Consider the following 25,533-nt stretch of genomic DNA (forward strand, 5'->3'; position numbering starts at 1 on the left):
GCACAGTGATTAGCCCCTCGATTCAATGTGCTTCTCCGCGGCGGCCATCACCGGATTGACACGGGCGCCCTAACAACGTACGCTTTCACGTACGCAACAAGGAGCCGACCGATGACCACCATCACCGCGACCGAAGCGCGCAAGCTGCTCTACAAGCTGCTCGCCGATGTCTCCGACACCCATGAACCCATCCACATCACGGGCAAGCGCGGCAACGCCGTGCTGATCGGCGAGGACGACTGGCGCGCCGTCCAGGAGACGCTGTACCTGGTCTCGATTCCCGGTATGCGCGAGTCCATCCGCGAGGGGATCGCGACACCGGTCGAGGAGTGCGCCGACGAGCTGGAGTGGTGAGCTGGCGGATCGTCTACACGAGCCAAGCGCGCAAGGACGCTAAACGACTGGCCGCAAGCGGGCTGAAGGAGAAGGCCGCCGGCCTGCTCGACGTCCTCGCCGACGATCCGTACTGCACGCCACCGCCCTTCGAGAAGCTCGTGGGCGATCTGCACGGGGCGTACTCGCGGCGGATCAACATCCAACACCGCATCGTCTACGAGATCCTCGACGAGATGCGCGTCGTGAAGGTGTTGCGGATGTGGACGCATTACGAATAGCGCTGTCCGGCGCGACTACTTCCTCGTCGCCTAGAGCCGCCCGCGGGTCGAGCACTACCAGCGCCAGGGCGACGTCTGGGTGCTCCGCGAGATTGAGGGGCGGCGGCCAATCGACTCTTCGTCCAGCACCATCCGACGGGCGCGCCAAATCGTCTGGCGCGGTACCGCCGACGTCAACGTTAGTCACCGGTGCCCTTCGGCGGGTTCAGATCCGGTGGGTGGTCAAGGTCGACCTGCTCGACGTCGGTCCAGGGCACGTACTCGGGGCTCTGACGGCCGTCTTGGAAGATCAGCAGGCCGGCATTCCCCTCGCCGAGGTCGCCGGTACGCTCGAGCTGAAGCGCCTCGCCGCTATTGAGCGTCACCTTGGCTCGCTGGACGCCGCGCTCTTCGAGGCTGGTGGGCACGATCGAGGCGATGAGGCCGAAGGGGATCGTGTAGTCGACGCCCTGCGATGGAGCATCGAGTGTCTCGGTGGTCTCGCTCTCGTCGAGGTCGTATACCAGGCGGCCGGTGAGGCGGCGGCCGGAGCGGGTGATGACGCTGCCCGTGAGCGGGCGGCCCGGCGGGAAATCGCCATAGGCGGGGCCGGCGCCGCCTTCGCTGAAGTCGACGCGCTCGAAGGCGTCCCAGGAGATCAGCACACGTCCGTAGCGCGGGTCGTCGACGTAGATTCCGCCGTCGCCGCCGCCGACCTCGCGGATGCCGGAGAGCTCGATCTCGCGGCCTTGGAGCCGCGTCACCAGGGCGCTGTCCGGCGAGCGGCGCGCGATGGAGCGGATGGTGTCGAAACGCAGGCTGAGCTCACCGTCGGCGGTGTGGCCGTCGAGCTCGTCGGAGCCGACGCACGCTTCCCGGTCCCACTGGACGAAGCCGGTGAAGTCGCCTTGCCGCGTGCGCACCGTGCCGTGCAGCGGATAGGGGCCGGCGCCAACTCGGGAGGCGGGAAGAAGCTCGAGGGTGCGGATCTGCTGCTCCCGGAGGTCCACCACGCCGCGCGTGCCGTCCCACACGCGCAGACCGTCGGCCAAGTCGTCGGCGGCGAAGCGGTCGAGGACGAACACGGCACCGCTCTTGAGAATCACTCGAATATCGCGGCCGCGCGGCTCGATGCGCGCGATGTCGCCGAAGCGCGCCATGAACGGCCGGCCGAGGTCCCTCCGGCGCTCCCAGCCTGCGATCTCGATCCCCAAGACCTCGATCGAGCGCCGCTCGGGCGGCGCGTAGAGGACCCACGGGTTCTCGTCCTTGAACCCGTCGAAGTAGTTGCCCCACAACGCCTCCTCGTCGCCACCCCAGCGCAGCCGCCCCTCGTAGATGGCGCCGTCATCGGTGGTGACTCGGCCGTAGAGGAGGCCCGCGTGGGTCCCCGCGATCTCGGGCGTCGTTGTGGGCGAGGTCACCACGGCAGGGGGGCCGACGCGGCGCTCGAGGGCTTGGTAGCCGGCGGCGAGAGCGAAGGCGAGAAGGACGAGCACCACGCCGGCGATCTTGGCTCTCGTCATGACCGGATCTCCGCAGAGGACACGCGTGGCATGCCGCGTTGCGGCCCGGCTATCCTGGTTGAAGAATGGGCCATATGGCTTCGATTGGCATCGGCTTCTCTGTCCATACCTGCGCCCTCGCTCACGACGTCGCGAGCACCCCCAGCGGCAAGTGATGCACCTCGACGGCCTTCAGATCCACGACCGTGCTGGCATGATCGATGTCGATGCCGACGATGTTCCCGGCCGCGTCGAAGTCCACGACAACGCCCGGCGCCACCTCGATGGAGTCCTGGCTGGTGCGGTCGGCGAGGTCGATGTAGAGCGAATCCGTTTCAGGATCGTAGTGGAGCTTCATGCCTCATCTCCTCGGAATCCGCGGCCTGACAGCTCCGGATTGCAGCCGTAGCCGGCTTTAGCCGGCGTCGTTATTGTAGCCCGGCGATTCATCGCCGGGCGATCGGCCGGCAATACGTTTGCCTGCGATCGACGCTTAACTTGTCGCCTACTGGGCACGGCATGCCGTGCCCCTACACGGGTCTTGGAATGGGCGGGCGGGCCGCTTGGATGGGTGGGCGTCTGCTCACAACCACACCTCGATCCCCGACTCCCCCCCCTGCAACCCCGGCGACTTCAGCACCTGCGCCCGCGTGCACCACCCCCGAAACACGCCCCCCGGCCTGAGGAACCCGACCTTCGTCAGGCACACCCGCAGCGCCGCCGCGTGCGCCAGCGCCGGCGTGTAGCGGTCGGGCGCGGAGAGGACGAGCACGGCCGTGGCCGTGCGCGCCAGGCGCGGGACGACGACGCGGACGAACTGCGCCAGCGCGCGCTCCGTCGGGCCGCCGGGCGGGAGGTCGGCCAGGGCGTCGAGGACGACGAGGTCGAAGCCGCCCGAGGCGGCGACGCGGTCCGCGACGGCGAAGGCGTCCGTGGGGGTGGGCGGGCGGAGGACGAACAGGCGGCCGAGATCGACCCCGCCGTCCGCCAGGCAGGCGACGTCCAGGCTGCCCGTCAGGTCGACCCACGCCACGAGCCCCTCGCACGCCGCCGCCGACCGCGCCGCCACGGTCTCGCGACCGGACGTCGGCCGCCCGATGAGCTCCGTGAGCCGGCCGCGCGGCAGGCCGCCGAGCCCCGTGGCCGCGTCCAGCGCCGGGAAGCCGGTGGATAGCGCGGACAGCGCATGCGGCGCGGCGCCGACGCGGACGGCGCCGGTGCGCAGGGCAGTGTTGACGGCGTCGGCCAACGCCTGCGGCGTGGTGGTTGGGCTAGGTTGCGGCGACGGCTTCGGCGATGGCGGCGTCGGCAGCGGCGATATCGGCAGCGGCGATGTCGGCGGCAGCGGCGAGGGGATGGATCGAACGGCGGGGGTTGGCCTGGGTGACAAAACGGGCAAACGGTCGGTGGCGCTGTGCGTCATCGGGGGACCCTGTCCTTTGCGGCGGGTCGGAGAAGCTCGCGCGTGGGGGGCTGAGCTGGGTGAGGGGCTCAGGATATAGAACGGATGTTCCGCCGTCAAGCCGCCCCGTCGTACAGGCCCGCCCCCCGCGACGCCCCCCGGCCATCGTGCACACCACCCATGATGCCGGCACGCCGCCCCCGCCACACCCCCCGCGTAGGGGCGACGCGAACGCGTCGCCCGCAGGCCCCCCACCCCACACCAACCCACGGGTTCACGACCACGGCGAACATGTGTGGGCCGGGGTATGGCGTGATCCGACGGCCTGCGGGCGACGCGTTCGCGTCGCCCCTACGCGGGGGTGGGTACAGCACCCAGCGGGATGGCATCTGGGGCGGCCTGCGGGCGCGTCGACCCGGCCCTCGGTTCGCAACGGCGTCCGCCCGATCGTCACGGCCGATCGGGGCTTCGAAGGGGTTGGGGATATGGCGCGGATCGATCCAACAGGTTTTGACCCGGGGTCGCGTCGATCCCGTCCATCCGCCGCCACTCGATCGCCGACTGCCACACCGCCCAACCCGTCCACCCCGCGAGCACCGCGAACGGCACCACCAGCCCCCACGCCAGCCGCGTCCGGCCGCGCGCCACGGCCCATGCAGCGAGCGCGAGCGCCAGGAGCGCCAGCACCGGCACGATCGACCTGCCGCGCAAACCGTACGCCGCCGCGATGTACAACGAAAACGGCGTCGCCGCCACGGCGCCGAACGCCACCCACCACGGCCGCCGCCGCACGATGCCGGCGGCGACGAGCACGAGAGCGAGGCCGACGGCCGGCCAGCCAACGACCGCGAGCACGAACCACCCGAACAGCGACCGCTCGTACGACACCATCGACTCCTCGGTGCAGCGTGCCACACAACTGTGTCATACTACTGTGCAATACACGATAGTCGCCCGCAGCCCCGCGCGCAACCGCCGACCCACCCCCATCGAGGCCGCCGATGCCACTCTCCCTCCCCGCCCTGGCCGGCACGATCGACCGCCGCATCCTCGTGAACTACCGCGTCGACCCCGACGTCCTCGCACCGCACGTCCCGCCGCCGTTTCGCCTCAAGACCGTCCACGGCCACGCGATCGCCGGCATCTGCCTGATCCGCCTCCGCCAGCTCCGCCCCCGCGGCCTGCCCGCCTGGCTCGGCGTCGGCAGCGAGAACGCCGCGCATCGGATCGCCGTCGAGTGGGACGCGGACGGCCGAACGCACACGGGCGTCTACGTCCCGCGCCGCGACACCGCCTCGCGCCTGAACGTCCTCGCCGGCGGCCGGCTGTTCGAGGGCTACCAGCACCACGCCCGCTTCGACGTGCACGAGACCGCCACGCACCTCGAGGTCGCGGTCCATAGCGACGACGGGGTGACGCGGCTGGCGGTGGTGGCCGATGTCGTCGCTATCGTCGATATCGCCGACGCCGCGGACATCACCGACGCCGCCGCCCGCCCGTTGCCCGGCTCGACGTTCGCCTCGCTCGCCGAAGCCTCCGCTTTCTTCGAGGCGGGCGCCGTCGGCTACTCGGACACGCCGACCGCAGGACGGTACCAGGGGCTCGAGCTGTGCTGCCGGGAATGGCGCGTCGAACCGCTCGTCGTGCAGTCCGTGCGGTCGAGCTTCTTCGACGACCCGGCGCGCTTCCCCCCCGGCAGCGTCGCGTTCGACAACGCGCTGCTCATGCGCGGCGTGGCGCACACGTGGCGGGGCCGCGCCGACCTCTGCTGCGTGCGGTAGTTCCGCCCGTGGCCGGCGCTCCGCTCCGGGATTACCCCCGGCTCGCCTCGAACTGCAGCTCCCACAACCGCCGGTACAACCCGCCCGCCGCCAGCAGCTCCGCGTGCCGCCCGACCTCCACGATCCGCCCCTTGTGCATCACGTGGATCCGGTCGACGTCCTGGACGGTGGAAAGGCGGTGGGCGACGATGATCGTCGTCCGGCCGCGGGACACGACGTGCATCGCGTGTTGGAGGGCTTCCTCAGTCTCCGAGTCGATCGAGGCGGTCGCTTCGTCCAGGATGAGGATCTCGGGGTCGAAGGCCATCGCGCGGGCGAAGCTGATCAGCTGGCGCTGGCCGGCGGAGAGCGTCATGCCGCGCTCGACGACGGGCTCGTCGTAGCCGCGCGGCAAGCGGCGGATGAAGGCGTCCGCGCCGACGATCTCGGCGGCGCGGACGACGGCGGCGCGGTCGATGTCCGGGTTGCCCAGCGAGATGTTCTCGGCCACGTCGCCGGCGAACAGGAAGACGTCCTGCATGACGCTGCCGACGTGGGCGCGCAGGTCGGCCTGCGGCCAGTCGCGGACGTCGATGCCGTGGACCCGGACCGCCCCTGCCTGGACGTCGTAGAACCGCGGCACGAGGCCCATGATCGTCGACTTGCCGGCGCCCGTGTGGCCGACGAAGGCGACGCGCTCGCCCGGCTGCACCTCGAAGCTCACACCGCGCAGCACCGGCTCGCCTTCCTTGTAGTGGAAGTGGACATCGTCGAACGCCACGGCCGGCACGCCGGGGCGGCCGGCGCGCGGGGCGACGTAGCGCGGCACGACGGACGCGTCCGCGGCGCCGCTCGTGCGGCCGTTCGTGTGCGCATCGGCGCGCATCGCGTGGCCGGCGGAGGACGCGAGGAGCGCCGCGACGGCCGGGCTCGGAACGCTCGGGTCGACGATCTCGACGGGCGTCGCCATCAGCTGGCTCAGGCGCTCGGCGGAGGCCAGGGCGCTCTGGAGGATGTTGTACTTCTCGGCGAGGCCGTTGATCGGGTCGAACAGGCGGCGGAGGTAGGCCTGGAAGGCGTAGAAGACCCCGAACGTCATCGCGCCCTGCAGGACGAGGTTGCCGCCGATCAGGACGACGAGCGCGAGGGCCAGCGTCGTCATGAGGGCCAGCGTCGGGGTGAAGACGGCGAAGATGTTGATCAGGCGGCGCGCGGTGGCGTAGTAGTCCGAGTTGATCGCCCGGAACTCGGCTGCGCTCCGCTGTTCGCGGCCGAAGATCTGGATGATCCGCATCCCCGAGAACGTCTCGGCCAGCGTGGCGTTGATCCGGGCCAGCTTGGCGCGCATCGCGCGCCACGTGGCGCGGCTGTAGCGGCGGAAGATGTAGCTCGTGACGGCCACGACCGGCATGAAACCGACGCCGACGAGCGCGGTCCGCCAGTCCAGGGCCAGCATGAAACCGAGCGCGCCGACGATGATGAACAGATCGCGGAAGAGGTCGACGAGGACCGAGGTGTACATCTCGTTCAGCGCCTCGACGTCGTTCGTCGCACGCGTGACGAGCCTGCCCACCGGATTGCGGTCGTAGAACGACAGGGAAAGCGTCTGGACGTGGTCGAAGACGTCCTGGCGCAGCCGGGCGATGATCTTCTGCCCGGTCACCCGAAGCCAGAGCGCCTGGCCGTACGAGATCACGCTGTTGCCGAGGATCATCGCCATGTACAGCGTGACGAGCGGTGTGAGCCGCGCCGCGAACGCCGCCCGCTCGCCGAGCGGCGCCTGCAGAGCGGGCGTCATCACGCTGTCGATCGCGTGGGCGATGATCGCCGGCTGGGCCAGCTGCAGGCCGGTCAGCGCCAGGAGCAGGACGATGCAGCCGGCCAGGCTCCGCCAGTACGGCCGCGCGTATCCGAGCAGCCAGCGCATGAGCTCGTGGTCGTAGCTCACCAGGACGACGTCGTCGTCCCGCCACGGGTCTGGGCTAGCCATCGTCGGCCTCCGTCCCGTCGCTGGCGAAGAGATCGGACAGCGTTTCGATCTGCGGCGCCTCGCCCTGCCCGGCGCGCAGATCGGCGTTCGCCGCGACGTCCGCCGGCGAGTCGGGCGGCGGCTGCGGGCGGTTGCCCGTCGGCGGCAGCGGCGGCGCGTCGCCCTGCAGGTCCTCTTCCATCTGCTGCTTGCGCCACAGCCGGGCGTACTCACCCTCCGCGTTCATCAGGCTGTCGTGCGTCCCGCGCTCGACGATCCGGCCGCCGTCGAGGACGACGATCTCGTCCGCGTCCCGGAGCGCCGAGACGCGGTGGCTGATGATGATCGCCGTCCGCTCGGCGATCGTCGGCCGGAGCGCACCCAGGATGCGGGCCTCGGTGGCGGTGTCGACGGCCGACAGGCAGTCGTCGAGGACGAGGATCGGGCTCTCGCGGACGAGGGCCCTGGCCAGGCAGACGCGCTGGCGCTGGCCGCCGGAGAGCGTGATGCCCCGCTCGCCGAGCAGCGTGTCGTAGCCGTCGCTGAAGCCGAGGATGTCGTCGTGGACGTCGGCGATGCGGGCGGCGGCGAAGACGGCCTCGTCGCTCACATCGTGCGGATCGAAGGCGATGTTGTCGCGGATCGAGCGGCTGAACAGGAAGGCGTCCTGCGGGACGTACGCCACCGCGCCGCGCACATCCGCCAGCCGGACGTCGCGCACGTCGTGGCCGTCCAACAGCACCGTGCCCGGCGGCGGGTCGAAGGCGCGGACGAGCACGTTGGCCAGCGTGCTCTTGCCGCTGCCGGTGCGCCCGAGGATGCCGAGCGTGCCGCCGTGCGCCACCTGGAGGTCGATCCCGTCAAGCGCCGCCGGCAGGTCGGGCGCGTAGCGGAACGTCAGGCCGCGGACGACGACGTCGCCGCGCGCGCGGGGCAGCGGAACGGCGTCGGGCGCGTCCCGGATGTCCGGCGGCACGGCCATCAGCGTGTCGATCCGCGCCAGGGAGGCCGTCGCACGCTGGACGTGGTTCATCACCATGCCGAGGGCCATCATCGGCCAGGCGAGCATCCAGAGATAGCTGTTGAACGCCATGTAGCCGCCCAGCGACAGCCGGCCGTCGATGACGAGCCGTCCGCCGTACACCAGGCCGAGCGCGGCGCTCATGCCGACGAGCACGCCGATCACGGGATCGAACCCGACGTCGTAGCGCAGCATCTGCCCGAAGAGCGCCTGGTAGCGCCGGTTGACGGTGGCGAACGCCTTCGACTGGTGCGCCTCGCGGCCGAAGCCCTTGACGACGCGGATCCCGGCGAAGTTCTCCTGGACGCGGTCGGACAGCGTGCCGAACTGGGCCTGCACCTTGGTGTACGAGGTGTGCATCCGCTTGCCGAGCCAGTACGTGGCCGGGTTCAACAGGAGGAGCGGCGCGAGCGCGATCAGGCTCAGCCGCGCGTCGATCGTGACGACCATCGCCACGGCCGAGCCGACGAGCAGGATCACGGCGTCCAGGAACTGCATCATCCCGCCGGCCGCCGCCTGCTGGACGGACGGGATGTCGTTCGTGGCGTAGGCCATCAGATCGCCGACCTTGCGGTCCAGGAAGAACCGCGGCGAGAGCGTCTGGAGGTGGTCGTACAGCGTCTGCCGCACGTCACGCTCGATCATCCGCGAGCTGCCGAAGATCATCTGCCGCCAGCCGAAGCGGGCCACGAGCACGGCGACGCCCGTGCCGGCCACGATTCCGGCGTACATCCGCACATCCGCCGCATCGGCGCTGCCCGCCTCGAGCGCGTCGATGAAGCGCTTGATCACATCGATCGCCACGAGCTGTCCGAGGTCGGCCACGGCCAGCATGAGCGCGCCCGCGAGGTAGCGGCGCTTGTGGCGGCCGATGAGGCGCAGCAGCGGGCGGAGGTCGGTGGTCATTCGGGGAAGGATACCGCAAGGGGGCGGCGAGGACCCAGCGTCGGGCGCGTGGGCCCCCTCGCGCGCCAGAGCGATCGCCAGCCGCCTCGATGTTATGATCCGCTGCCCCGCCGCCGCCCCGTCCAGGAGACCGCCTCGTGCCGCAGCGCCCCCCGCGCCGAGCCCCCCGCATCGCCCGCACCGCCGCTGCGGCGACGTTCATCGCGCTGTCGGGCGCATGCGGTCGAGCGACGTCGGATCATGCGGCGGACAGGGCGAGCGATGGGTCCCGCCCGGCGCCGACGAAAGCGGCAACCGCCGCCCTGCAGGCCGCCCTCGCCACGCCCCGCCCGGCGGACGATTGGCTGGCCATCGTGCCCGCCCTCGCCACGCGCGAGGCCGTCTGGCACGCCGCCCTCGCCGCCGATGCGCCGATCCTGCCGCTGACCGCCGACGTCGATGCCGCCGCACAGCGCGCCCAGGCGCTCGCGATCGCCGACCCGCGCATGGCGGCCGCGGCGCACGACGCGGCGACGGGGGCGCCGCTGCGGAGCGAGGTCATGCAGATCCGGCCGGTCGTCACGGCCGACCTCACCGCGTCCGCCGAGGCATGCCGCGGCATCGATTGCCACCGCGTCGAGGTGTACAACTACGCCGCCAACGTGACGTGGACGGCGTTCGTCGACGTCGCGGGTGAGCGCGTCGTCGACGTTCGTTCGTCGCCGGCCACGCAGCCGGAGATCCCGGCGCACCTCGCGGCGCTGGCGGTCGAGATCGCGCGGGCGGCGCCCGAGGTCGAGGCGCTCCTTGGCGGACGGCCGGAGGCAGGCGACGCCGTCATGCAGGGCGTGAAGTCCGCCCTGAACGGCAGCCGCTGCGAGCGCTCGCAGCACCTGTGCGTGGCGCCCACGTTCATCGTCGGCGACCAGGCACTCTGGGCGGTCGTCGACCTGACGGACGGGCGGCTCGTCGGGACGCGCTGGACGGACGTCGGGGCGGCGAACGGCGGTGCGGCGGGACGTCGTCGCGGCGCGGCCGGGGGCTCGCCGGTGACGGAGCAGAGCCTGTCCGACGAGGTCGTGATGGCCACGTACTGCCAGTCGCCGACGGCCGTGGCGCGCGACGGCTGGACGTTCGAGCACGTCCTCACCCCGTCCGACGGCCTCGAGCTGCGCGACGTGCGCTTTCAGGGGCGGCCGGTCATGCGCTCGGCCAAGCTCGTCGACTGGCACGTCAGCTACTCGGGCACGGACGGCTTCGGTTACAGCGACGCCATCGGCTGCCCCAAGTTCAGCACGGCGTCCGTCGTGGCGTTCAACGGCCCGTCGTTCGAGGACATCCGCGAAGGCGGGGACGTCGTCGGCTTCCGCGTGACGCAGGACTTCCGCAGCGAGCTCTGGCCGGGCCCGTGCAACTACCGCTACGCCCAGTACTTCGACCTGTACCGCGATGGCCGGTTCCGCGTCGGCGGCGCGAACCTCGGCCGGGGGTGCGGCAACACCGGGACGTATCGGCCGGTCGTGCGGATCGACATCACGGCGGGCGGCGACGCGGCGGGCGGCGATGACCGGTTCGCGACGTGGGACGGTTCGGCGTGGCGCCCGTGGGAGGAGGAAAGCTGGCACCTCGAGGACGCATCGTCGCCGGTCACGGCGGAGGGCTACGCGTATCGCGTCACGGGTGGGGGTGGAGGAGGGGGTGACGACGTCGGGTCGGAGCGCGCCGGATACGACATCGCCCCCAACCGCGGCCAACTCGGCGACGGCAGCCGCGGCGACAACGCGTTCACGTACGTGACGGTGCACCGGGCCGACGAAGGCGACGGCGACCTGCTGACGATCGGCCCGTGCTGCAACGCCGACGCGGCGCAGGGGCCCGAGAAGTTCATGGCGGCGCCCGAACCGCTGGACGGCGACGACCTCGTCGTCTGGATCGTCCCGCAGCTCGTGAACAGCAACGCGCCGGGAGCGGAGTACTGCTGGGCCGAGCCGGCCGTGGAGGACGGCCGGACGGTCGCGCGCGTGTTCCCGTGCGCGTTCGGCCCCATGTTCGTGCCGATCGGGTCGGGGGAGTGAGGACGTCGGTGGGCGGGACACGGAAGCGCGTCAGCGGCTGGACGCTCGCGACGATCGCCCTGCTCGGCGTCGCCGTCGCGGTCAAGGTCTGGGGCGGTGGCTCGTCGCCGAGCGGCGGTGCGGGCGACGGCGCGGGCGGCGGTGCGGGCGCGATCGGCGGGGCGTCGGCGTGCCAGGCGCTGCCGCGGTTCGCCGCGACGCTCGGTGTCGGGCCGCGGGCGATGTTCGGGACGTCCGTCCAGGGCGTGAAGGGGCTGGCCGTGGTCGATCCCGATGCGCAGGCGGCCGGCCGGAGCGCGGTCTACCAGCACGAGAGCTGGGACGACGGCGGCTATCTCGGGCCGTTCGTCTACGACCGGCGGGGCGACATCTACGCCGCGCCGGTCCCGCTCGTCAGCCTCGAAGAGAATCCGCCCGCGTTGCAGAACAAGGTGTACCGGATCGACTCCGTCAGCCAGGCGATGGCCGAGTTCGTCGACCTGCCGGCCGCCGCGCCGCCGACCGGCGCGAACCCGTTCGGCGTGATCGGTCTGGCGTACGACTGCGACGGCGAGCGGCTGTACGCCGCGTCGGTGGCCGGGTCGACGGCCGGCGAGGAGACCGGACGGGTCTTCCGCATCGCGTTGTCCGACGGCGAGGCCGACGTCGTTGTGGAGGGCTTCGATCCGTTCGGCGTCGGCGTGTTCAACGGGTCGGGCGGCAAGCGGCTCTACTACGGCCTCGCGCGCCAGCCGGAGCTCTTCTCGGTGGCGCTCGACGAGGCGGGCGACGCCGTCGGCGAACCGCGCCGCGAGCTCTCGCTGGCGTCCGTGCCGAACGGCACCGCCGACAAGATCCGCCGCATCCGCTTCACGGCCGGTCCGACGATGACGCTGCACGCCTACGACTTCGGCTACACGCTGCAGGTGGCCAGCCAGCGCCAGGAGCGGCAGTTCGTGTTCGGGTACGACGCGGCGAGTGATCGCTGGACGTTCCGGCATGAGGTGCAGCTCGGGGGGCCGTCCGTCGAACCGACCGCGGCGGGCGCCGGATCGGCGGCGCCGTAAGGCTGCGCTTGACCGGGCGCCGACAATGCCGATACGCTCCGCCCCTGATCGTCCCCTCGGGAACCAAGGAGCTGAACATGTCCGTCGCCAAGGTCATCGAGCTGATCGCCGAGTCGCCCACGAGCTGGGAGGACGCGGCCCAGAACGCCGTGAATGCCGCGAACAAGACGCTGCGGCACGTGCGGAGTGTCTACATCAAGGACATGCAGGCCGTCGTCGAGAACGGCAAGATCACGCAGTTCCGGCTGAACTGCAACGTGACGTTCGTGGTCGACCCGGAGCTCTAGTACTCGGTCACTGGACACGCTTCGGATGTCCGACAGAGGTCTTTATCCGCAGACCCTGCACTGACAGAGTACCGGTCGCTCCCGTCGACCCTCCCTTGCCGGGCGCGCCGCGAAGCCTGACCTCAGCGCCAGACGAGCGTCGCCACCACCGGCCGGTGGTCCGAGCCGAGCCGCGGCCCGACCGTGTAGGCCACGGCCGACAACGACGCGTCGATCAGACAGACGTCGATCGGGATGCCGAGCGACGTCGGCAGGACGGTGGGCCACGTGCCGGCGTACCCGTGGCCCTGCGACGCGTCGTGCAACGGCGCGGTGCGGCCGACGGCACGGCGGGCGGTCGACCACGGCGCGGCGTTGATGTCGCCGCAAAGGATGCCGGGTCGGCCGCTGGCCGCCAGCCGCGCTCCGGCCGCCTGTAGCGCCCGGTCGCGCTCGATCGTCATCCGCGCGCCCTTCGGCGGCGGCGGGTGGACGCCGATGAGCGTTGCCTGCCGACCGGCCCACGCGACCGTGGCCGTGACGCTCGGGCGCTGCTTCGGGTCTTCGGCCAGCAGGACTTCGGCGCGCCCGTCTGACACCACGATACCGCGGGCGGCCGCGTCGCGCCGGACGTAGATCCCGACGCCGTAGAAGTCGTCCCGCGGCGCCGTGGCCACCGGGGCGAAAGACCAGACGGTCGGATCCGCCAGGAGCGCGGCCAGCGGCGGGCGGAGCTCGATGAGGACGACGATGTCGGCGCCGCACGCGTCGAGGTAGGGGGCGATGCGGTGGGGCGTCGGGTTGATTCCCCAGACGTTGAAGGTGGCGATGCGCAGCACGCCGGCGTCGGCCACCGACCTCGGCGTCGGCCGCGGCACGCCGGCTTTCGACGCGGGCCGCGGCACGACCGGCGGCAGCCAGCAGCGCGCGACGCTCGCCGCGCTGACGAGCCACGGCACGCCGAGGGCCAGCGCCAATCGCCGCCGGCGGCGGGCCACGGCCCACGCGAGGCCGGGCGTCAGGGCGACGAGGCCGTGCAGCCGGAAGTGCGTGGCAAGGTCGAGGATCGGCCACCACCGCCCGCCGAGACCGGCGAGGGTCGCCAGGCCGGCGGCGGCGGCCGCAGCGGTCGTCAGCGCGGCGGCGCGGTCACGGCAGGCCGACGGCGACCGCGGGGGTGGTGCGGTCGCCGTCGGGTCGCTGGCGGAGGATCTCATCGAGGGGCACCGTCCGGGTTGAGGGTCGGCCGGCAGGCGGGCCGGGCGGCGGGATGGACGGGGCATGGTTACAGCTGCCCGTCCGACCGTCGGGTCATTCGTCCTCGATCGGCGCGGCCAGGTCGCCGTGCAGCGGGTCGAGGTCGTCGTCCGATCCGGCTGCGGTCGGGCTGTCGGCCGCCGACCATGAGGGTGCCGGCGGCGCGGGCGGCGGCGGGACGATCGGCCGTACCGCGGCGGTTGCGTTGGCCTTCATCAGGTGGTCGCGCCCGCCGGTGACGAGCCAATAGAGCAGGAAGGCGAGACCGAGGAAGAGGAGCGTCAGCCCGGGGATGAGCGCCGGGAAGGCGCGGAGGTTGTCGATCGCGATCGGGGCGAGGCCGCACGACAGGGCCAGGCCGAGCGCCAACAGGATGAGCGACCAGCGCAGCATCCGGTTCGTGCCGTTCGGCGCATCGGCGGGGGCGAAGCCGCGGTCGGCCAGGGCGATCGTCTCGCGGAAGCGCATCCAGCGAAGCCAGCCGAGGAAGGCGAACACGAGGGCGAAGAACAGGGTCATGAACGTGGCCGGAATCGCGAACTCGAATACGTCGCGCATGGTGATCCACTCCTAGGGTTGCGTGTCGAGAGCCGTGAACGGGGATGGAACGGCGTGTCGTGCTCGGTTGAGCCATGAACGCCGACGGGCGCACGTCGTCCGCGCGCGGGGTGCGATCAGCGCGCCGCCCCGGCGATGGTGAGGCGGGCGTCGCCGCTGTCCGTCGACAGCGTCACGCGCGGACCGCCGGCGCCGATCCGCCCGGTCACCGGCTTGCCGGGTTCCGGGACCTCGCCGGTTCCGGTCGCGAACGGGCCCGAGATCGACCCGAAGCGCGTGACCAGCGAGGCATCGGCCCCGGCGCCCGCCGGCAACGTGACGCCGACGTCGCCGAACTTGGTCGTTGCCGTGACGGGACCGATCAGGCGGTCCAGCTCGACGTCGACGTCGCCGCTGTCCGAACCGGCCGTGATCGGGTTGCCGATCGTGTTGGACAGGCGGACATCGCCGAAGTTCGTGCGGGCGGTCAGGCCCCCTGCGCCCCCGGCCTCGACGCGCGCAAGCACGATGTCGCCGGAGGAGGACTCCGCTCGGACGGATGCTGCGCGCACGACGTTCAGGCGAACGTCGCCGAACTCGGTGCGCAAGACCACCTTCCCGAAGCCGGCCTGCACGTTGTCGGCCTCGATGTTGCCGGAGGAAGTCGATGCCTGAACAGCGCCGGTCAGATTTGCCAGTTCCAGATCGCCGAAGGCGGTGGCGGCCATCACGGACCCGCGAATGTCCCGCACTGCGATGTCCGCCGCGCGCGTCTCGATGGAGAGTGTCGTCGACACGGCGGTGGGAATCTGGACGAACACGTCCAGTGTTCGGCTGTCGAATCGCCGTGGCCGCGGGTCGGGGTCGCCGTGCCAGATGACGGACAAGACGCCGCCGCCGTACTGGATCTCGGGCTGGATGGACTCCAGTGCCGCCCGCGCGGCCGCATCCGATCCGGCGCTGCCGGTCGGCGTCACGACAACCGTCGCCGTCGCGCCGCCGCCGACGACCCGGACGCTGCCCTCGTCGATCGAGATGTCGACCGTCAGCGGACCCGTTACGTCGAACGACCGAGGGTCGAAGCGCTTGGCCATGCTGGCGGTGTAGCGGCCGCCGAACGGGCCGTTCGACAGGCCCTCGAACCACCCGTCCCGTGTCGCCATTGCCCCGGCGATGCCGAGCGCGATCATCGTCGCGAGCAGGGCGAGGATGACGACGATGATGCCGATCGTGCGCAAGCGCATGGCTGCTCCTCCATGGGGTGCCGCGACGATCCGGCGCCGCGGTCACTTGCTTGGACCGGCGCGGCGTGGGAAAGTTTCAGGGCGCGGCGTGAAACCTAAGGGGATGCGCGACCGTCCAATCGGTTAGCTGTCCCGCATGGCGATCCCGTCCTGCTATCCCGTCAGGCTGTTCAGTAACGCTGTTCATTCGGCTGTCCGGCGCGACCGCGTTGCGGCGCAGGGCTCGGCAGCCGTCCCCGTGGCGTAGAGCGCCGGATCCCCACTCCCCACCCCAAACGGACCGCCGAATGCCATCCGCCGTCCTATCGCAACAGTCCGCCTGGCCGCTCGGCGCCCCGCGCGTCGGCCCGGCGCAGCGCGCCGACGACGCGCACGCCGTTGCCCGCGCCGCGGCCGGCGATTCGGACGCGTTCGAGGCGCTCGTGCGCACGCATTGCCGTTATGTCTACAATCTGGCGTTCCACACCCTTCAGGACGCCCGCGAGGCCGAGGACGCGGCGCAGGAGGCGTTCGTGCGCGCCTGGCGTGCGATCGGCGGCTTTCGGGCCGAGGCCGGCGTGCGGACGTGGCTCTATCGGATCACGGTCAACGTCTGCTTCGATCGGCTGCCGCGGCTGCGCCACGACCTGGCCGGTCTCGACGTGGACGGGGATGCGTCGGTGGCGGCGCTGGCGGATGAAGGCGATGGGCTGGACGAGGCGGTCGGGCGGGCGCAGCTGGCGGCGGCGGTGCGGGCGGCGGTGGCCGAGCTGCCGGGTGGCTACCGGCTCCTGCTCACGCTGCGGCACTTCGACGACCTGTCGTACGACGAGATCGCGCACGTCACCGGCCTGCCGATCGGGACGGTCAAGACGGGCATCCACCGCGCCCGCGGGCAGCTCAGGACACGGTTGGCCGGCGTGGCGGCGGGCTGAGCCGCGGCTCGGCGAAGGCGTGGAAAGGCAGGCAAGCGGCGATGGCGAGGCACTCGATGGCACGGACGAACGCAGATCACGGATCGCACTCGGGCGCGGCCGACGCGTCGCGGAATTCGGCGCCGCCGCTGAGCAACGCCGATCTGGACCGCGCCCTCGCGCACTGGACGCCCGCCCCGCTGCCGACCGCCTTCGTCGCTTCGACGATGGCCCGGGTGCGCGCCCAGCCCCGGTTCCGGCTCTCGCCCGCAGACGCCGTCGTCGCGTTCGTTGCGGCGATCGTCGGTTCCGGCGCGATCGCACTGACGACGTCGTTCAGCGGATTGCCCGAGGCCCCGGTGTGGCGCTCGGCCATGCTCACCGCGGCGCGGGTGTGGTTGGCGGTGCGACCGGCGGATCCGCGGCTGACCGCCACCGTCGTCGCCGCGGTCGGGCTGACGCTGGCGGCGGTGGCGATGGCGTCGTGGATCGGCCGACCGCCGCGCGGCTGGTCCGTAGCGGGGCGTTAGCGCGCCGGCACGACGTCGTGCTCCTCGGCAAACGCGCGCGCGCGCTCGCTCTCGAGGTGCGGATGGGTCAGCCGTCCGGCGCCCTTCCGCCGCAGCTCCTGGCGCTCGCGCGGCACGCGGTAAACGTCGCTGGCCAGGCCGACGGACTCCATCGCGCGGATGATGTAGCCCGAGGCGTCGATCTGCCACCAGCGCAGGCCGTGGAAGGCCGAGCGCGGGAAGGCGTGGTGGTTGTTGTGCCAGCCCTCGCCGAAGGCCAGCAGGCCGACGATCAGGTTGTTCCGACTGACGTCCTTCGTCTCGAACATCCGTCCCCCGAACACGTGGCAGACGGAGTTCACGCTCCACGTGATGTGGTGGGTGACGAAGATCCGTACGAAGCCGCCCCACACCAGCGCCATCCACGCCGCCGACCACGACCAAGCGGCCGCCGGCGCCGACGGGCCACCGATCGGGCCACCGATCGGGCCGCCGAAAAGGCCGCCGACGGCAAATGGCACGACGAGCCCGACACCTACCCAGACGATGAACGTGCGCTCGAACCACCGGACGAGCGGGTCGCCGACAAGCTGCGGCACATAGCGCTCCGGGTGGCCGCCGAAGCCGTTCCACATCCAGCCGAAGTGGGCGTGCCAGAAGCCGGCCAGCGGGCTGTGCGGATCGCCCTCTTGGTCGGAGTGGACGTGGTGCTCGGCGTGGATCGCCGCCCAGTTCAGCGCACCGCCCTCGACCGCCATCGAGCCGAGAGCCAGCCAAAAGGCGCGCACCCAGACCGGCGCCTCGAAGCTGCGGTGCGTCAGCATGCGATGGAAGCCGACCGTGATCCCAAGCCCGGTGACGATCCAGCCGCCGATGAGCAGGCCGACGTCCAGCGGTGTGACCCACGCCATCCAGAGCGCCCAGACGGCGTAGGCCGTGGCGGCCATCGGGCCGAGAACGAAGATGAGCAGCAGAACCTTGCGCGTCGTCTCGGCGCGCGTGGCGTCGTCATGCATGGCGAGTGATGGCCCCTGCGGCGGTAAGCGGCAACCGTTGAGCCGGAGGTGCCTCCGACCGCATGGCGCCACGAAGAATTTCGATCGGCAGGGCCCGATGCGCGCGCCCGTCGACGTTACAACACGGCATGCGCCGAAAAGTTGCGATCCATCTCGGTCGTCGGCGCCCTTCGGGCGCTTCCCTATGCCGCGGCATGCGGCTGTCGTCGATCCGGTGCCGGCATCGCTCGCGCGCGGCGGCGGTCAAGCGCGCCGACCCCGGCTCAGCCGGTGCAGGCACACCGCCGCCGCCACCGCCACGTTCAGCGAGTCGACATCGGCCCGCATCGGCACCCGCACCGCCGTGTCGCACAGCGCCAGGGCGGCGGCGCTCAGCCCGTCCCGCTCCGTGCCGACGATGACCGCGACGCGCTCCGGGATCGGGGCGTCATCCAGCGCCACACTGCCGGCGCCCGTCGCGGCGGCGACCAGCGTGCAGCCCCAGCGGTCGCGCAGCAACGCCAGGTCGGCCGGCCAATCCGTCGCGCGTGCCCAGGGCACGTCGAGCGCGTGGCCGATCGACATCCGCAGGCAGCGACGGTAGAGCGGATCGTGGCAGCGCGGGCTGAGGAGAACGGCGTCGACGGCGAACGCGGCGGCGTCGCGGAAGAGCATGCCGAGGTTGTCGTGGTGCGTGATGTCCTCGCAGACGAGGACGGTGAGCGGTGCCGTCGGCGCTCCCGCCGGTGCATCGTGTCCGGACAAGACGGCATCCAGCGTGTGCGCGGCGTCCGGTGGCCGATGCCCGACGGCGAGCACGCCGCGGTGGATGTCAAAGCCGACGACGGCGCGCAGCACTTCCTCCGGCGCCACGTAGAGCGGCACATCGTCGGGCACGAGCGGGGCGACGCGCTCGAGGCGGCTCGGCAGGACGAGGACCGACTTCGTGCGTCCCGGACGCGCCAGCATCCGTTCGACGATGAGGAGGTGCTCGCCGATGAACAGCCCCGGGCGACCGTCGCGGCCGAGCAGGTCGCGGTCGCGGACGGCGCGGTAGTCCTCGAGGCGCGGGTCTTCGATCCGGTCGATGTGGATGGGATTCGCCAACGATGGACACCCCGTTTGCGTGCGGCGGCGGGTCGTCGAAGGGTTGACCGCGGGTGCGGCGACGTCCTAGGATAGCCCGCTTGTGCGCCGCCGACGGTTCGGCGCTGCGCGCATGTCCACCACACGTCCCTCCCTCTGACAAGAAAGTGAGACCTGATGAACCGCACGACCACCGCGGCGCTCCTGTGCGCCGCCCTGCTTCCGTTCGCGGCCGCCGCCTGCGGCCAGACGACGACCACGGACGGCGCGGACCCGAACGCCGCCGCCCCGACCGCGGCGGTCGAGGAATCGGCCGGGCAGGCCGACGCCGGCGTCCAGGACGCCGCGCCGGTCATGCCGGTGAGCGCGCTGTGCGCGGCCGAGCCGACGTTGCCGGACATCTCCGGCGATGGGTTCACCGAGATGGACGGCGGTCTCAAGATCAAGGACACCGTCGTCGGCACCGGCGCCGAGGTGAAGCCGGGCATGGCCAGCGCGATCCACTACGCCGGCTTCCTGGAGGACGGCACGCTCTTCGACACTTCGTGCACGCGCGGCGCCCCGTATCCGACCGACCTCACGGGCGGTGTGATCGACGGCTGGCTGCAGGGCATCCCCGGGATGAAGGTCGGCGGCCGGCGGATCCTGGTGATCCCGGGCGACCTCGGCTACGGCGCCGCCGGCAACGGGGGCATCCCGCCGAACGCGACGCTCATCTTCGAAGTCGAGGCCGCGGTCAGCCAGTAATGGATTCGGACGCGTGCGCGGCCGCCGTCGACGCCGTCGTCGTGTGTTGCGGCGAGTCCGCCCGTGCGGGCGCGACGGCCGGCGTGGCGCGCGTCGCGGCGCGCTGGCTGGAGGACGACGGCGACGCCGCCGCGTTCGTCGCGTTCGGTGCCTCACATTATGTCGAGGAGGCGGGCGATCGGGCCCGCCTCCTCGACCGCCTCGAAGCGGCGCTCGCCCTCGTGGACGGCCACTTGTACGAGATCCGCCGCGGCCTGCGCCGCTGGGCCGACCTCGAAGGGCCGCCCGCGCCGGCGTTCGACGACGTCGCGGCCCTGTTCGACCCGGCCCCCGACCTCGCCGACCAATGGTTCCGACAACGCGTCGCGTTCGTTGCGCTCTTGAATTTCGCGCCGCCGACGCTGGCGACGATGTTGGCGGACGGGCCGGGCTGGACCGTCGAGCGATGGGCCGAAGCCCGCGTCGCGTTGCGCTTCGGCCCGCGCGTGCCCGAGGCGCTGTCGCACGCCGGCCGAACGGTCCGTCACGCCGCCGACACGTTCGTCAACGGCCACCACATCCGCGTCGACAACCTCGTCGACGCCGAAGGGGCTTCCTGGTTCGAGCCCGGCCGGAAGCTCGTCGCGCACTGGCTGATCCGCGAGGCGATCCGCGACGGCTACCGCGCGGCCGACCCGGGCGTCGGGCTGCGCCGACAGCGGGCGCTGGCCTGGGTCATGCGCCGCCATGCGGACGGCACCGTGCCCCGCTCGCAGCTGACGGACGGCGAGGACCCGCCATGGGACGCCGCCGCGAACACGCTGGACGGCGTGCCGATCGACCCGTCCGCCCACGTCGGCCCGGAGCGGTACCGGCACTTGCTGGCCCAGTTCGGCATCGCCCGGCGCCTGGACGCCCACCACCCGGACCACCCGACCGCGATGGCCCGCGCCTGCGACCGCGACCGCGAGATTCCGGAGGCCGAAGTCGAGCGAGTCCTCGTCGAACTGCTCGACGCCCCGGAGCGCGCAGCGATGAACGACTGGCTCCGGCGGCGGCTCGGCCGGCCGCTCGAGCCGTTCGACATCTACTTCGATGCCGCGCTGCCGAGCGAGGACGCGGACGCCCTGGACGCGCGCGTTGCGGCCGTCTACCCGGATGTCGCCGCTCTGCAGTCCGACCTCCCGTCCCTCCTCGGCCGCCTCGGCTTCGCGCCGGACGACGCGGCGTTCCTCGGAACGCGCGTGCGCGTCGAGCTGGCGCGCGGTGCGGGGCATGCGGTGCAGCCCGGACAGCCGGAGTACCCGGCGTGGCTGCGCACGAACGGCCGCAACGGCCGCTTGGCGTGGGCCGGCTTCGACATCGCCATGCACGAGCTCGGCCACAACATTGAGCAGCTCGTCAGCTGCCACCGCGTGCCGCGGCCGGCGTTGCGCGGGGTGCCGAACACGGCGTGCAGCGAGGCGTTCGCCTTCCTGTTCCAGGCCGAGGCCCGCCGCGCGCTCGGGCTCGCCTCCAATGTCGACCCGGCCGTCGCGCAGGCCGCGGCGACGCTCGAGTCGGCGCTGTCCGCCATCCAGATTGCCGGGCCGGGCCTGCTCGAGCTGCGCGCTTGGCGCTGGCTGTACGCCCACCCTGACGCCGGCGACACCGAGCTGCGGGATGCCGTCCTCGGCCTGGCGGGCGAAGTCTGGTCGCGTCACTTCGAGGCGGACTTCGGTCCCGATCCGTACGCGCTGATGGCCGCCTACCAGCACATGATCGCCTATCCGCTGTATCTGCCGAACTATGCGATCGGCCACATCGTCAGCCACCAGATCCGCAGCCACCTCACCGGTCGCCAGCTGGCCGCCGAGACGCTGCGGATCTGCGCGATCGGCAACGTCACGCCGGCCCTCTGGCTCGAACGTGCCGTCGGCGAACCGCTGTCGGCACGGCGGCTGGCCGCGGACGCCGGCGCGGCGGTGGCGGTGCTCCGCTGACGTCGAACCCGTCGCGGGACGTCGTCGGACGCGTCGCGACACCATTCGCCGCCGCCGTGCGTCATAGGTAGGCGTGATCCGCCTTCCCGAGGGCAGCCCGCTTCGTCGTTGGCCGCACCGCGCTGCGCGGGCCGCGGTGGTCGGCCTGTGCCTGGCCGCCTCCGGCCGAGTCGCGGCGATGCCCGCCGGCGGCGCACCCGCGCGCGGATCGTCGTCCGGCCACCCAGGCTCGCCAGCGGGCGTGCCGAGCGCGGTTGGCGGGCCGCTGACGGACCGCGGCGGCTTCGGCCACGCCATCCCGCCGTGGCACGACGCCGATCCGACCGTCCGCCACGATGTCCTCGTCATGCTCGCGGCCCCGCCGGCGCTCGATCGGCTGCCGGATCCGGCGCCGGTCGTCGACATGACGGCATTCGCGTTCGGGCTCCGTGCGCCGGCATCGGCGCTCGCCGTGACGCGGGCGGCCGTTGACGCCGTCGCCGCCGAGCAGGGGCCGCTCCGGTCGCACCTTGCGGCGCTCGGCGTGCCGGTCCTCAGCACGTACGGCACGGTGGCCAACGGCTTCCTCGTCAGCGCGCGCCCGTCCGACATCGCCCACCTGGCGACGCTGCCCGGCGTGGCGGAGGTCGTCGCCGCACCCAACCACCGCCTGGCGCTGGCCGACGCCGTGCCGCACATCGGCGCCGATCGCGTCGCGGCGACGCTCGGCTTCGACGGCCGCGGCGTGACGATCGGCGTGATCGACACCGGCATCGACTACTTCCACGCCGCGTTCGGCGGCCCCGGCACGGCCGACGCCTACGGCGGCGACGATCATGCGGCGGTCGAGGCCGGCACGTTTCCGACCGCCAAGGTCGTCGGCGGGTACGACTTTGCCGGCAGCCAGTACACCGGTGCCGGCGCGGCGGTGCCGGACGAGGATCCCGTCGACGAGAACGGGCACGGGACGCACGTCGCCGGCATCGCCGCCGGCGGGGCGTGGGGCGGGCGGCACGGCGGCGTGGCGCCGGGGGCGCGGCTCGTGGCGCTCAAGGTGTTCGGCGCGAACGGCAGCACGAACCTGGCGTACGACGCGATCGAGTGGGCCGTCGAGGCCAAGCTCGGCCTCGATGTGCCGGGGCACGCGGCGTCCGTGGATGTGCTGAACCTCAGCCTCGGCTCGGCTTGGGCGTCGACGTCGTCGTTCGAGGAGCGCCTGATCGACCGCGCGGTCGCGGCCGGCATCGTCGTCGTCGGCGCGGCCGGCAACGACGGCGACGTGGCGTTCGTCACCGGCGGGCCGGGACTTGCGCCGTCGGCGATCGGCGTCGCCAGTTCAGTCGGCCCGGGACAGCTCGGAGACCGCGTGCAGGCGATCGTCGACGGCGCGGTCGAGGACATCGAGGCGCTCGAGTCGCACCCGAGCCTGGCGGTGCGGATGGTCGGGATCGGGCGGCTGCAGGGGCAGGCGATCTGGCTCGGCCGTGGCTGCGCGGCCGACGCGTTGCCGGCGGACGTCGGGGGACGGGTCGCCCTCATCCTGCGCGGCGGGTGCACGTTTCGCGAGAAGATCATCCGGGCGGCGGCGGCGGGCGCCGTCGCGGCGGTCGTCGTCGACGACGGCGGCGGACTCGTGCCGATGGGCGCGGACGGCACGCCGGTCGCGATTCCGGCCTACATGATCGGGGCGGCCGCCGGACAGCGCCTGCGCGCGGAACTGGACACCGGTGCGGTCGTCGAGATCCGCCTCGACGGCGCGTTCAACGGCCGCTTCCCGCGTACGTCGCTCGTCGACACCGTTTCGGGCTTCTCGAGCCGCGGCGTGACGCGTGGCGGGACGTTCAAACCCGACCTGGCCGCGCCCGGCTCGGCGATCCGGGCACCGGCCGTCGGCACGGGCGATCGCGCTGCCGTGCTCTCGGGCACGTCCATGGCCGCGCCGATGATCGCCGGCAGCGCGGCCGTCGTGATCCAGGCGCTCGCGGCGGCGGGCCACCGGCTCCAGGGGGACGTGACCGGCGGCGGCATCACGCCGCTCGACGTCCGCACGGTGCTCATGTCGACCGCCTTCACGGATCTGAAGCGCCTCGACGCCGCCGAGCTCGCCGTCGCGCCGTTCGCGCTGCGCGGTGCCGGGCGGGTGGCGCTCGAGGACGCGGTCCGGGCCCGGACGCTGCTTCGGGCGGTCGGTGGCTCCGGCGCCCTGTCCTTCGGTGCGCTGGCGGCGGCAACCACTTGGTCGGGCAGCCTGCCGTTCGAGCTGCGGAACCTGTCCGACGCGCCACGGCGCTACGTGCTGTCCGTCGTCGCGTCCGGGCCGGGCGAGGCAACGCCCGGTGTGCGGTTCGCGTTGAGTGAACCGGAGATGGCCGTCGGCCCTGGGGCGACGGCCGGGGCACGCCTGCTCGCCGAGATCGTGCCGAGCGAGCTCGAGCGCTATGCCCTGCGCGGCGGCGCATCAGCGATGAACGGCGACGGCCTATTGGACGCGGCCGAGCGTGATGCGTACGTCGTGGCGACCGAGATCGGCGCAAGCGGACTGCCGCTGGACGGCGGCGACGTCGTGCGCCTGCCGGTGTGGGTGTTCGCCCGGGGCGCCTCTGACCTGGAGGCTTCAGCGGCCGCGACCGTGCCGGAAGGGACGACGGAGACAAGCGTGGAGGTCGCGAATGCCGGCGCGCAGTCCGGGCGCTGCGAGGTGTTCGCCCACCTGGCGACGGACGCCGTCGAGACGACATCGGCGCGCGCGTTCAACGCCGTGCACGTCGGTGCGCGCGTGGCCGGCAGCGGGGCGGCGCGCCGGATCGAGGTCGCGGTCGTGTTCGCCGAGGGTTCGCTCGTGCCATTCGACGTGGCGGTGGAGGTGTCGATCGACACCGACCGCGACGGCGCGATCGACCGCGTGCTGACGTTCGACGACGACTCGGTCGTCGAGGCTTCCACGCCGTGGAGCGGTGTGCTGCAGACGATCGCCACGGACGCACGCGGCCGGGGCGCGGTCGTCGTCGGACCGGCGGACGTCGACGTGAACAACCGGATCGTCGTGCTGCAGGCCGGCGCCGATGCGCTCGGCTTCGCCCCGGGCGCACCGATCGCGTTCGACGTGGCCGTGGAGACGACAGCCCGTTTCAGCGGCGCCCGCGTCGACGGCGTGCCGGACGGAGGTGTGCGCAGCGGGCGCCTGGCCATGCCGCTGGCGTTCGCCGCCGACGGCCTGCCTGTCATCGTCGATACGCCGTCTGTGACGCTCCGTCCCGGTGAACGGGCGCCGATCGTCGCGCACGTCGCCGACCGCGCGGCGCTCGGCGATGCCCGGATCCTACTCCTCTACCCGGACGACGCCCCTGGGGACGGCGACGCGCAGGTCGTGACGTTCCGGAACGCCGAGCCGGCGACGCCACCGCTGGGTGCGACGACGACCGCCACGCCGGCCATCACGGCAACGGCCACGACCGGACCGACGGTGGCGACCAGCGAATCGACGGGCACGGCGACGCCGTCGCCAACGCCGTCGCCGTCGCCAACGCCTCCGCCGACCGAGGAGCCGACGCGTGCGCCCCGGCTGCCGACCGTCGTTCTGCCGGTCGAGCCGACCGCCACCCCGGCGTCAACCGCACCGCCCGCCCCATCGCGCGCTGCGAAGATCTTCCTGCCGTTCGCCTACCGCCGGATTCCGCGGCCGCGGCCGTGATCGCGCCGAACCGGCGATCCGTCGTCTAACCCTTCGTATCAATCGGACGTTTCCCTCGTCAGAGCAGGTGGTTCTCGGCGAGCGCGATGCGTCCGCAGCGGGAATCGTGCTC

22 protein-coding genes are annotated in these 25,533 nt (G+C 72.3%); 11 read left to right on the forward strand and 11 right to left on the reverse strand.

The genetic code is table 11. The annotated features are described in order from the left end of the window. Positions 1-111: 111 nt before the first annotated feature. Together IPG72_08045 and IPG72_08050 are read left to right on the forward strand one after the other, a co-directional pair. Positions 112-354, forward strand: coding sequence for a type II toxin-antitoxin system Phd/YefM family antitoxin (locus tag IPG72_08045; protein MBK6768944.1), 243 nt, complete (start codon positions 112-114; stop codon positions 352-354). After that, positions 351-614, forward strand: a complete 264-nt coding sequence (locus IPG72_08050; GenBank protein MBK6768945.1) for a Txe/YoeB family addiction module toxin — start codon at positions 351-353, stop codon at positions 612-614. Before IPG72_08045 ends, IPG72_08050 begins: the two co-directional genes overlap by 4 nt. A gap of 179 nt (positions 615-793) precedes the next feature. On the opposite strand, the gene IPG72_08055 is transcribed toward IPG72_08050, so the two are convergent. The 4 genes from IPG72_08055 to IPG72_08070 form a co-directional block, all read right to left on the reverse strand. Then, positions 794-2,095 (reverse strand): hypothetical protein, encoded by a 1,302-nt coding sequence (locus tag IPG72_08055; GenBank protein MBK6768946.1) that lies wholly within the window; start codon positions 2,093-2,095, stop codon positions 794-796. Between the two features lie 145 nt (positions 2,096-2,240). Next, positions 2,241-2,456, reverse strand: a complete 216-nt coding sequence (locus tag IPG72_08060; protein MBK6768947.1) for a DUF2283 domain-containing protein — start codon at positions 2,454-2,456, stop codon at positions 2,241-2,243. A gap of 225 nt (positions 2,457-2,681) precedes the next feature. Further along, positions 2,682-3,521: a hypothetical protein gene (locus IPG72_08065; GenBank protein ID MBK6768948.1), complete on the reverse strand. Its 840-nt coding sequence runs from the start codon at positions 3,519-3,521 to the stop codon at positions 2,682-2,684. A 429-nt stretch (positions 3,522-3,950) separates the two neighbouring features. After that, positions 3,951-4,415, reverse strand: a complete 465-nt coding sequence (locus IPG72_08070; protein ID MBK6768949.1) for a hypothetical protein — start codon at positions 4,413-4,415, stop codon at positions 3,951-3,953. 86 nt (positions 4,416-4,501) lie between these two features. On the opposite strand from IPG72_08070, the gene IPG72_08075 reads away from it, so the two are divergent. After that, a complete protein-coding gene (locus tag IPG72_08075) occupies positions 4,502-5,281 on the forward strand; it encodes a DUF2071 domain-containing protein (GenBank protein MBK6768950.1) in 780 nt (259 codons plus the stop codon). 31 nt (positions 5,282-5,312) lie between these two features. Here the strand turns inward: IPG72_08075 and IPG72_08080 are convergent, their stop codons facing one another. Both IPG72_08080 and IPG72_08085 read right to left on the reverse strand, forming a co-directional pair. Continuing rightward, positions 5,313-7,250 carry an ABC transporter ATP-binding protein gene (locus IPG72_08080; protein MBK6768951.1) on the reverse strand — a complete coding sequence of 646 codons (1,938 nt, stop codon included), beginning with the start codon at positions 7,248-7,250 and terminating at the stop codon, positions 5,313-5,315. After that, positions 7,243-9,156 carry an ABC transporter ATP-binding protein gene (locus IPG72_08085; protein ID MBK6768952.1) on the reverse strand — a complete coding sequence of 638 codons (1,914 nt, stop codon included), beginning with the start codon at positions 9,154-9,156 and terminating at the stop codon, positions 7,243-7,245. The genes IPG72_08080 and IPG72_08085 overlap by 8 nt, the downstream gene beginning before the upstream one ends. A gap of 137 nt (positions 9,157-9,293) precedes the next feature. Here IPG72_08085 and IPG72_08090 point away from each other — a divergent pair, with 137 nt between their 5' ends. The 3 genes from IPG72_08090 (at position 9,294) to IPG72_08100 (ending at position 12,543) form a co-directional block, all read left to right on the forward strand. After that, a complete protein-coding gene (locus IPG72_08090) occupies positions 9,294-11,210 on the forward strand; it encodes a hypothetical protein (protein ID MBK6768953.1) in 1,917 nt (638 codons plus the stop codon). Between the two features lie 8 nt (positions 11,211-11,218). Continuing rightward, positions 11,219-12,256: a hypothetical protein gene (locus tag IPG72_08095; GenBank protein ID MBK6768954.1), complete on the forward strand. Its 1,038-nt coding sequence runs from the start codon at positions 11,219-11,221 to the stop codon at positions 12,254-12,256. A 77-nt stretch (positions 12,257-12,333) separates the two neighbouring features. Then, positions 12,334-12,543, forward strand: a complete 210-nt coding sequence (locus IPG72_08100; GenBank protein MBK6768955.1) for a dodecin domain-containing protein — start codon at positions 12,334-12,336, stop codon at positions 12,541-12,543. 122 nt (positions 12,544-12,665) lie between these two features. On the opposite strand, the gene IPG72_08105 is transcribed toward IPG72_08100, so the two are convergent. From IPG72_08105 to IPG72_08115, 3 genes are all read right to left on the reverse strand, one after another. Beyond that, the gene (locus IPG72_08105; protein MBK6768956.1) at positions 12,666-13,739 is read right to left on the reverse strand and encodes an endonuclease/exonuclease/phosphatase family protein; all 1,074 of its coding nucleotides are present in this window, start codon (positions 13,737-13,739) and stop codon (positions 12,666-12,668) included. 94 nt (positions 13,740-13,833) lie between these two features. Then, on the reverse strand, positions 13,834-14,337 hold the full coding sequence (locus IPG72_08110; GenBank protein MBK6768957.1) for a hypothetical protein: 504 nt from the start codon (positions 14,335-14,337) through the stop codon (positions 13,834-13,836). Positions 14,338-14,453: 116 nt separating this feature from the next. Beyond that, positions 14,454-15,560, reverse strand: a complete 1,107-nt coding sequence (locus tag IPG72_08115; protein MBK6768958.1) for a DUF4097 family beta strand repeat protein — start codon at positions 15,558-15,560, stop codon at positions 14,454-14,456. 287 nt (positions 15,561-15,847) lie between these two features. On the opposite strand from IPG72_08115, the gene IPG72_08120 reads away from it, so the two are divergent. Both IPG72_08120 and IPG72_08125 read left to right on the forward strand, forming a co-directional pair. Further along, positions 15,848-16,474: a sigma-70 family RNA polymerase sigma factor gene (locus tag IPG72_08120; GenBank protein MBK6768959.1), complete on the forward strand. Its 627-nt coding sequence runs from the start codon at positions 15,848-15,850 to the stop codon at positions 16,472-16,474. A gap of 56 nt (positions 16,475-16,530) precedes the next feature. After that, positions 16,531-16,983 carry a hypothetical protein gene (locus IPG72_08125; GenBank protein ID MBK6768960.1) on the forward strand — a complete coding sequence of 151 codons (453 nt, stop codon included), beginning with the start codon at positions 16,531-16,533 and terminating at the stop codon, positions 16,981-16,983. Here IPG72_08125 and IPG72_08130 read toward each other — a convergent pair. Together IPG72_08130 and IPG72_08135 are read right to left on the reverse strand one after the other, a co-directional pair. Beyond that, positions 16,980-17,978 carry an acyl-CoA desaturase gene (locus IPG72_08130; GenBank protein MBK6768961.1) on the reverse strand — a complete coding sequence of 333 codons (999 nt, stop codon included), beginning with the start codon at positions 17,976-17,978 and terminating at the stop codon, positions 16,980-16,982. The genes IPG72_08125 and IPG72_08130 overlap by 4 nt on opposite strands. Positions 17,979-18,221: 243 nt before the next feature. Next, positions 18,222-19,064: an RNA methyltransferase gene (locus IPG72_08135; GenBank protein MBK6768962.1), complete on the reverse strand. Its 843-nt coding sequence runs from the start codon at positions 19,062-19,064 to the stop codon at positions 18,222-18,224. 156 nt (positions 19,065-19,220) lie between these two features. Between IPG72_08135 and IPG72_08140 the strand changes: the two genes are divergently transcribed. The 3 genes from IPG72_08140 to IPG72_08150 all read left to right on the forward strand — a co-directional run bounded on the left by IPG72_08140 (position 19,221) and on the right by IPG72_08150 (position 25,421). Beyond that, positions 19,221-19,790 (forward strand): FKBP-type peptidyl-prolyl cis-trans isomerase, encoded by a 570-nt coding sequence (locus IPG72_08140; protein MBK6768963.1) that lies wholly within the window; start codon positions 19,221-19,223, stop codon positions 19,788-19,790. Beyond that, positions 19,790-21,751: a hypothetical protein gene (locus tag IPG72_08145; GenBank protein ID MBK6768964.1), complete on the forward strand. Its 1,962-nt coding sequence runs from the start codon at positions 19,790-19,792 to the stop codon at positions 21,749-21,751. Before IPG72_08140 ends, IPG72_08145 begins: the two co-directional genes overlap by 1 nt. 73 nt (positions 21,752-21,824) lie before the next feature. After that, positions 21,825-25,421 carry a S8 family serine peptidase gene (locus IPG72_08150; GenBank protein ID MBK6768965.1) on the forward strand — a complete coding sequence of 1,199 codons (3,597 nt, stop codon included), beginning with the start codon at positions 21,825-21,827 and terminating at the stop codon, positions 25,419-25,421. Positions 25,422-25,533 lie beyond the last annotated feature (112 nt).

The sequence above is a fragment of the Candidatus Avedoeria danica genome (genome assembly GCA_016703025.1).
GTDB classification, from domain to species: domain Bacteria; phylum Chloroflexota; class Anaerolineae; order Epilineales; family Epilineaceae; genus Avedoeria; species Avedoeria danica.

Bases quoted from the DNA above. Each gene is read 5' to 3' on its own strand.
- IPG72_08105 (MBK6768956.1), bottom strand. From the start codon at position 13,739: ATGAGATCCTCCGCCAGCGACCCGACGGCGACCGCACCACCCCCGCGG.
- IPG72_08125 (MBK6768960.1), top strand. From the start codon at position 16,531: ATGGCACGGACGAACGCAGATCACGGATCGCACTCGGGCGCGGCCGAC.
- IPG72_08065 (MBK6768948.1), bottom strand. From the start codon at position 3,521: ATGACGCACAGCGCCACCGACCGTTTGCCCGTTTTGTCACCCAGGCCA.
- IPG72_08060 (MBK6768947.1), bottom strand. From the start codon at position 2,456: ATGAAGCTCCACTACGATCCTGAAACGGATTCGCTCTACATCGACCTC.
- IPG72_08045 (MBK6768944.1), top strand. From the start codon at position 112: ATGACCACCATCACCGCGACCGAAGCGCGCAAGCTGCTCTACAAGCTG.
- IPG72_08130 (MBK6768961.1), bottom strand. From the start codon at position 17,978: ATGCATGACGACGCCACGCGCGCCGAGACGACGCGCAAGGTTCTGCTG.
- IPG72_08085 (MBK6768952.1), bottom strand. From the start codon at position 9,156: ATGACCACCGACCTCCGCCCGCTGCTGCGCCTCATCGGCCGCCACAAG.
- IPG72_08080 (MBK6768951.1), bottom strand. From the start codon at position 7,250: ATGGCTAGCCCAGACCCGTGGCGGGACGACGACGTCGTCCTGGTGAGC.
- IPG72_08110 (MBK6768957.1), bottom strand. From the start codon at position 14,337: ATGCGCGACGTATTCGAGTTCGCGATTCCGGCCACGTTCATGACCCTG.
- IPG72_08145 (MBK6768964.1), top strand. From the start codon at position 19,790: ATGGATTCGGACGCGTGCGCGGCCGCCGTCGACGCCGTCGTCGTGTGT.
- IPG72_08120 (MBK6768959.1), top strand. From the start codon at position 15,848: ATGCCATCCGCCGTCCTATCGCAACAGTCCGCCTGGCCGCTCGGCGCC.
- IPG72_08100 (MBK6768955.1), top strand. From the start codon at position 12,334: ATGTCCGTCGCCAAGGTCATCGAGCTGATCGCCGAGTCGCCCACGAGC.
- IPG72_08140 (MBK6768963.1), top strand. From the start codon at position 19,221: ATGAACCGCACGACCACCGCGGCGCTCCTGTGCGCCGCCCTGCTTCCG.
- IPG72_08075 (MBK6768950.1), top strand. From the start codon at position 4,502: ATGCCACTCTCCCTCCCCGCCCTGGCCGGCACGATCGACCGCCGCATC.
- IPG72_08115 (MBK6768958.1), bottom strand. From the start codon at position 15,560: ATGCGCTTGCGCACGATCGGCATCATCGTCGTCATCCTCGCCCTGCTC.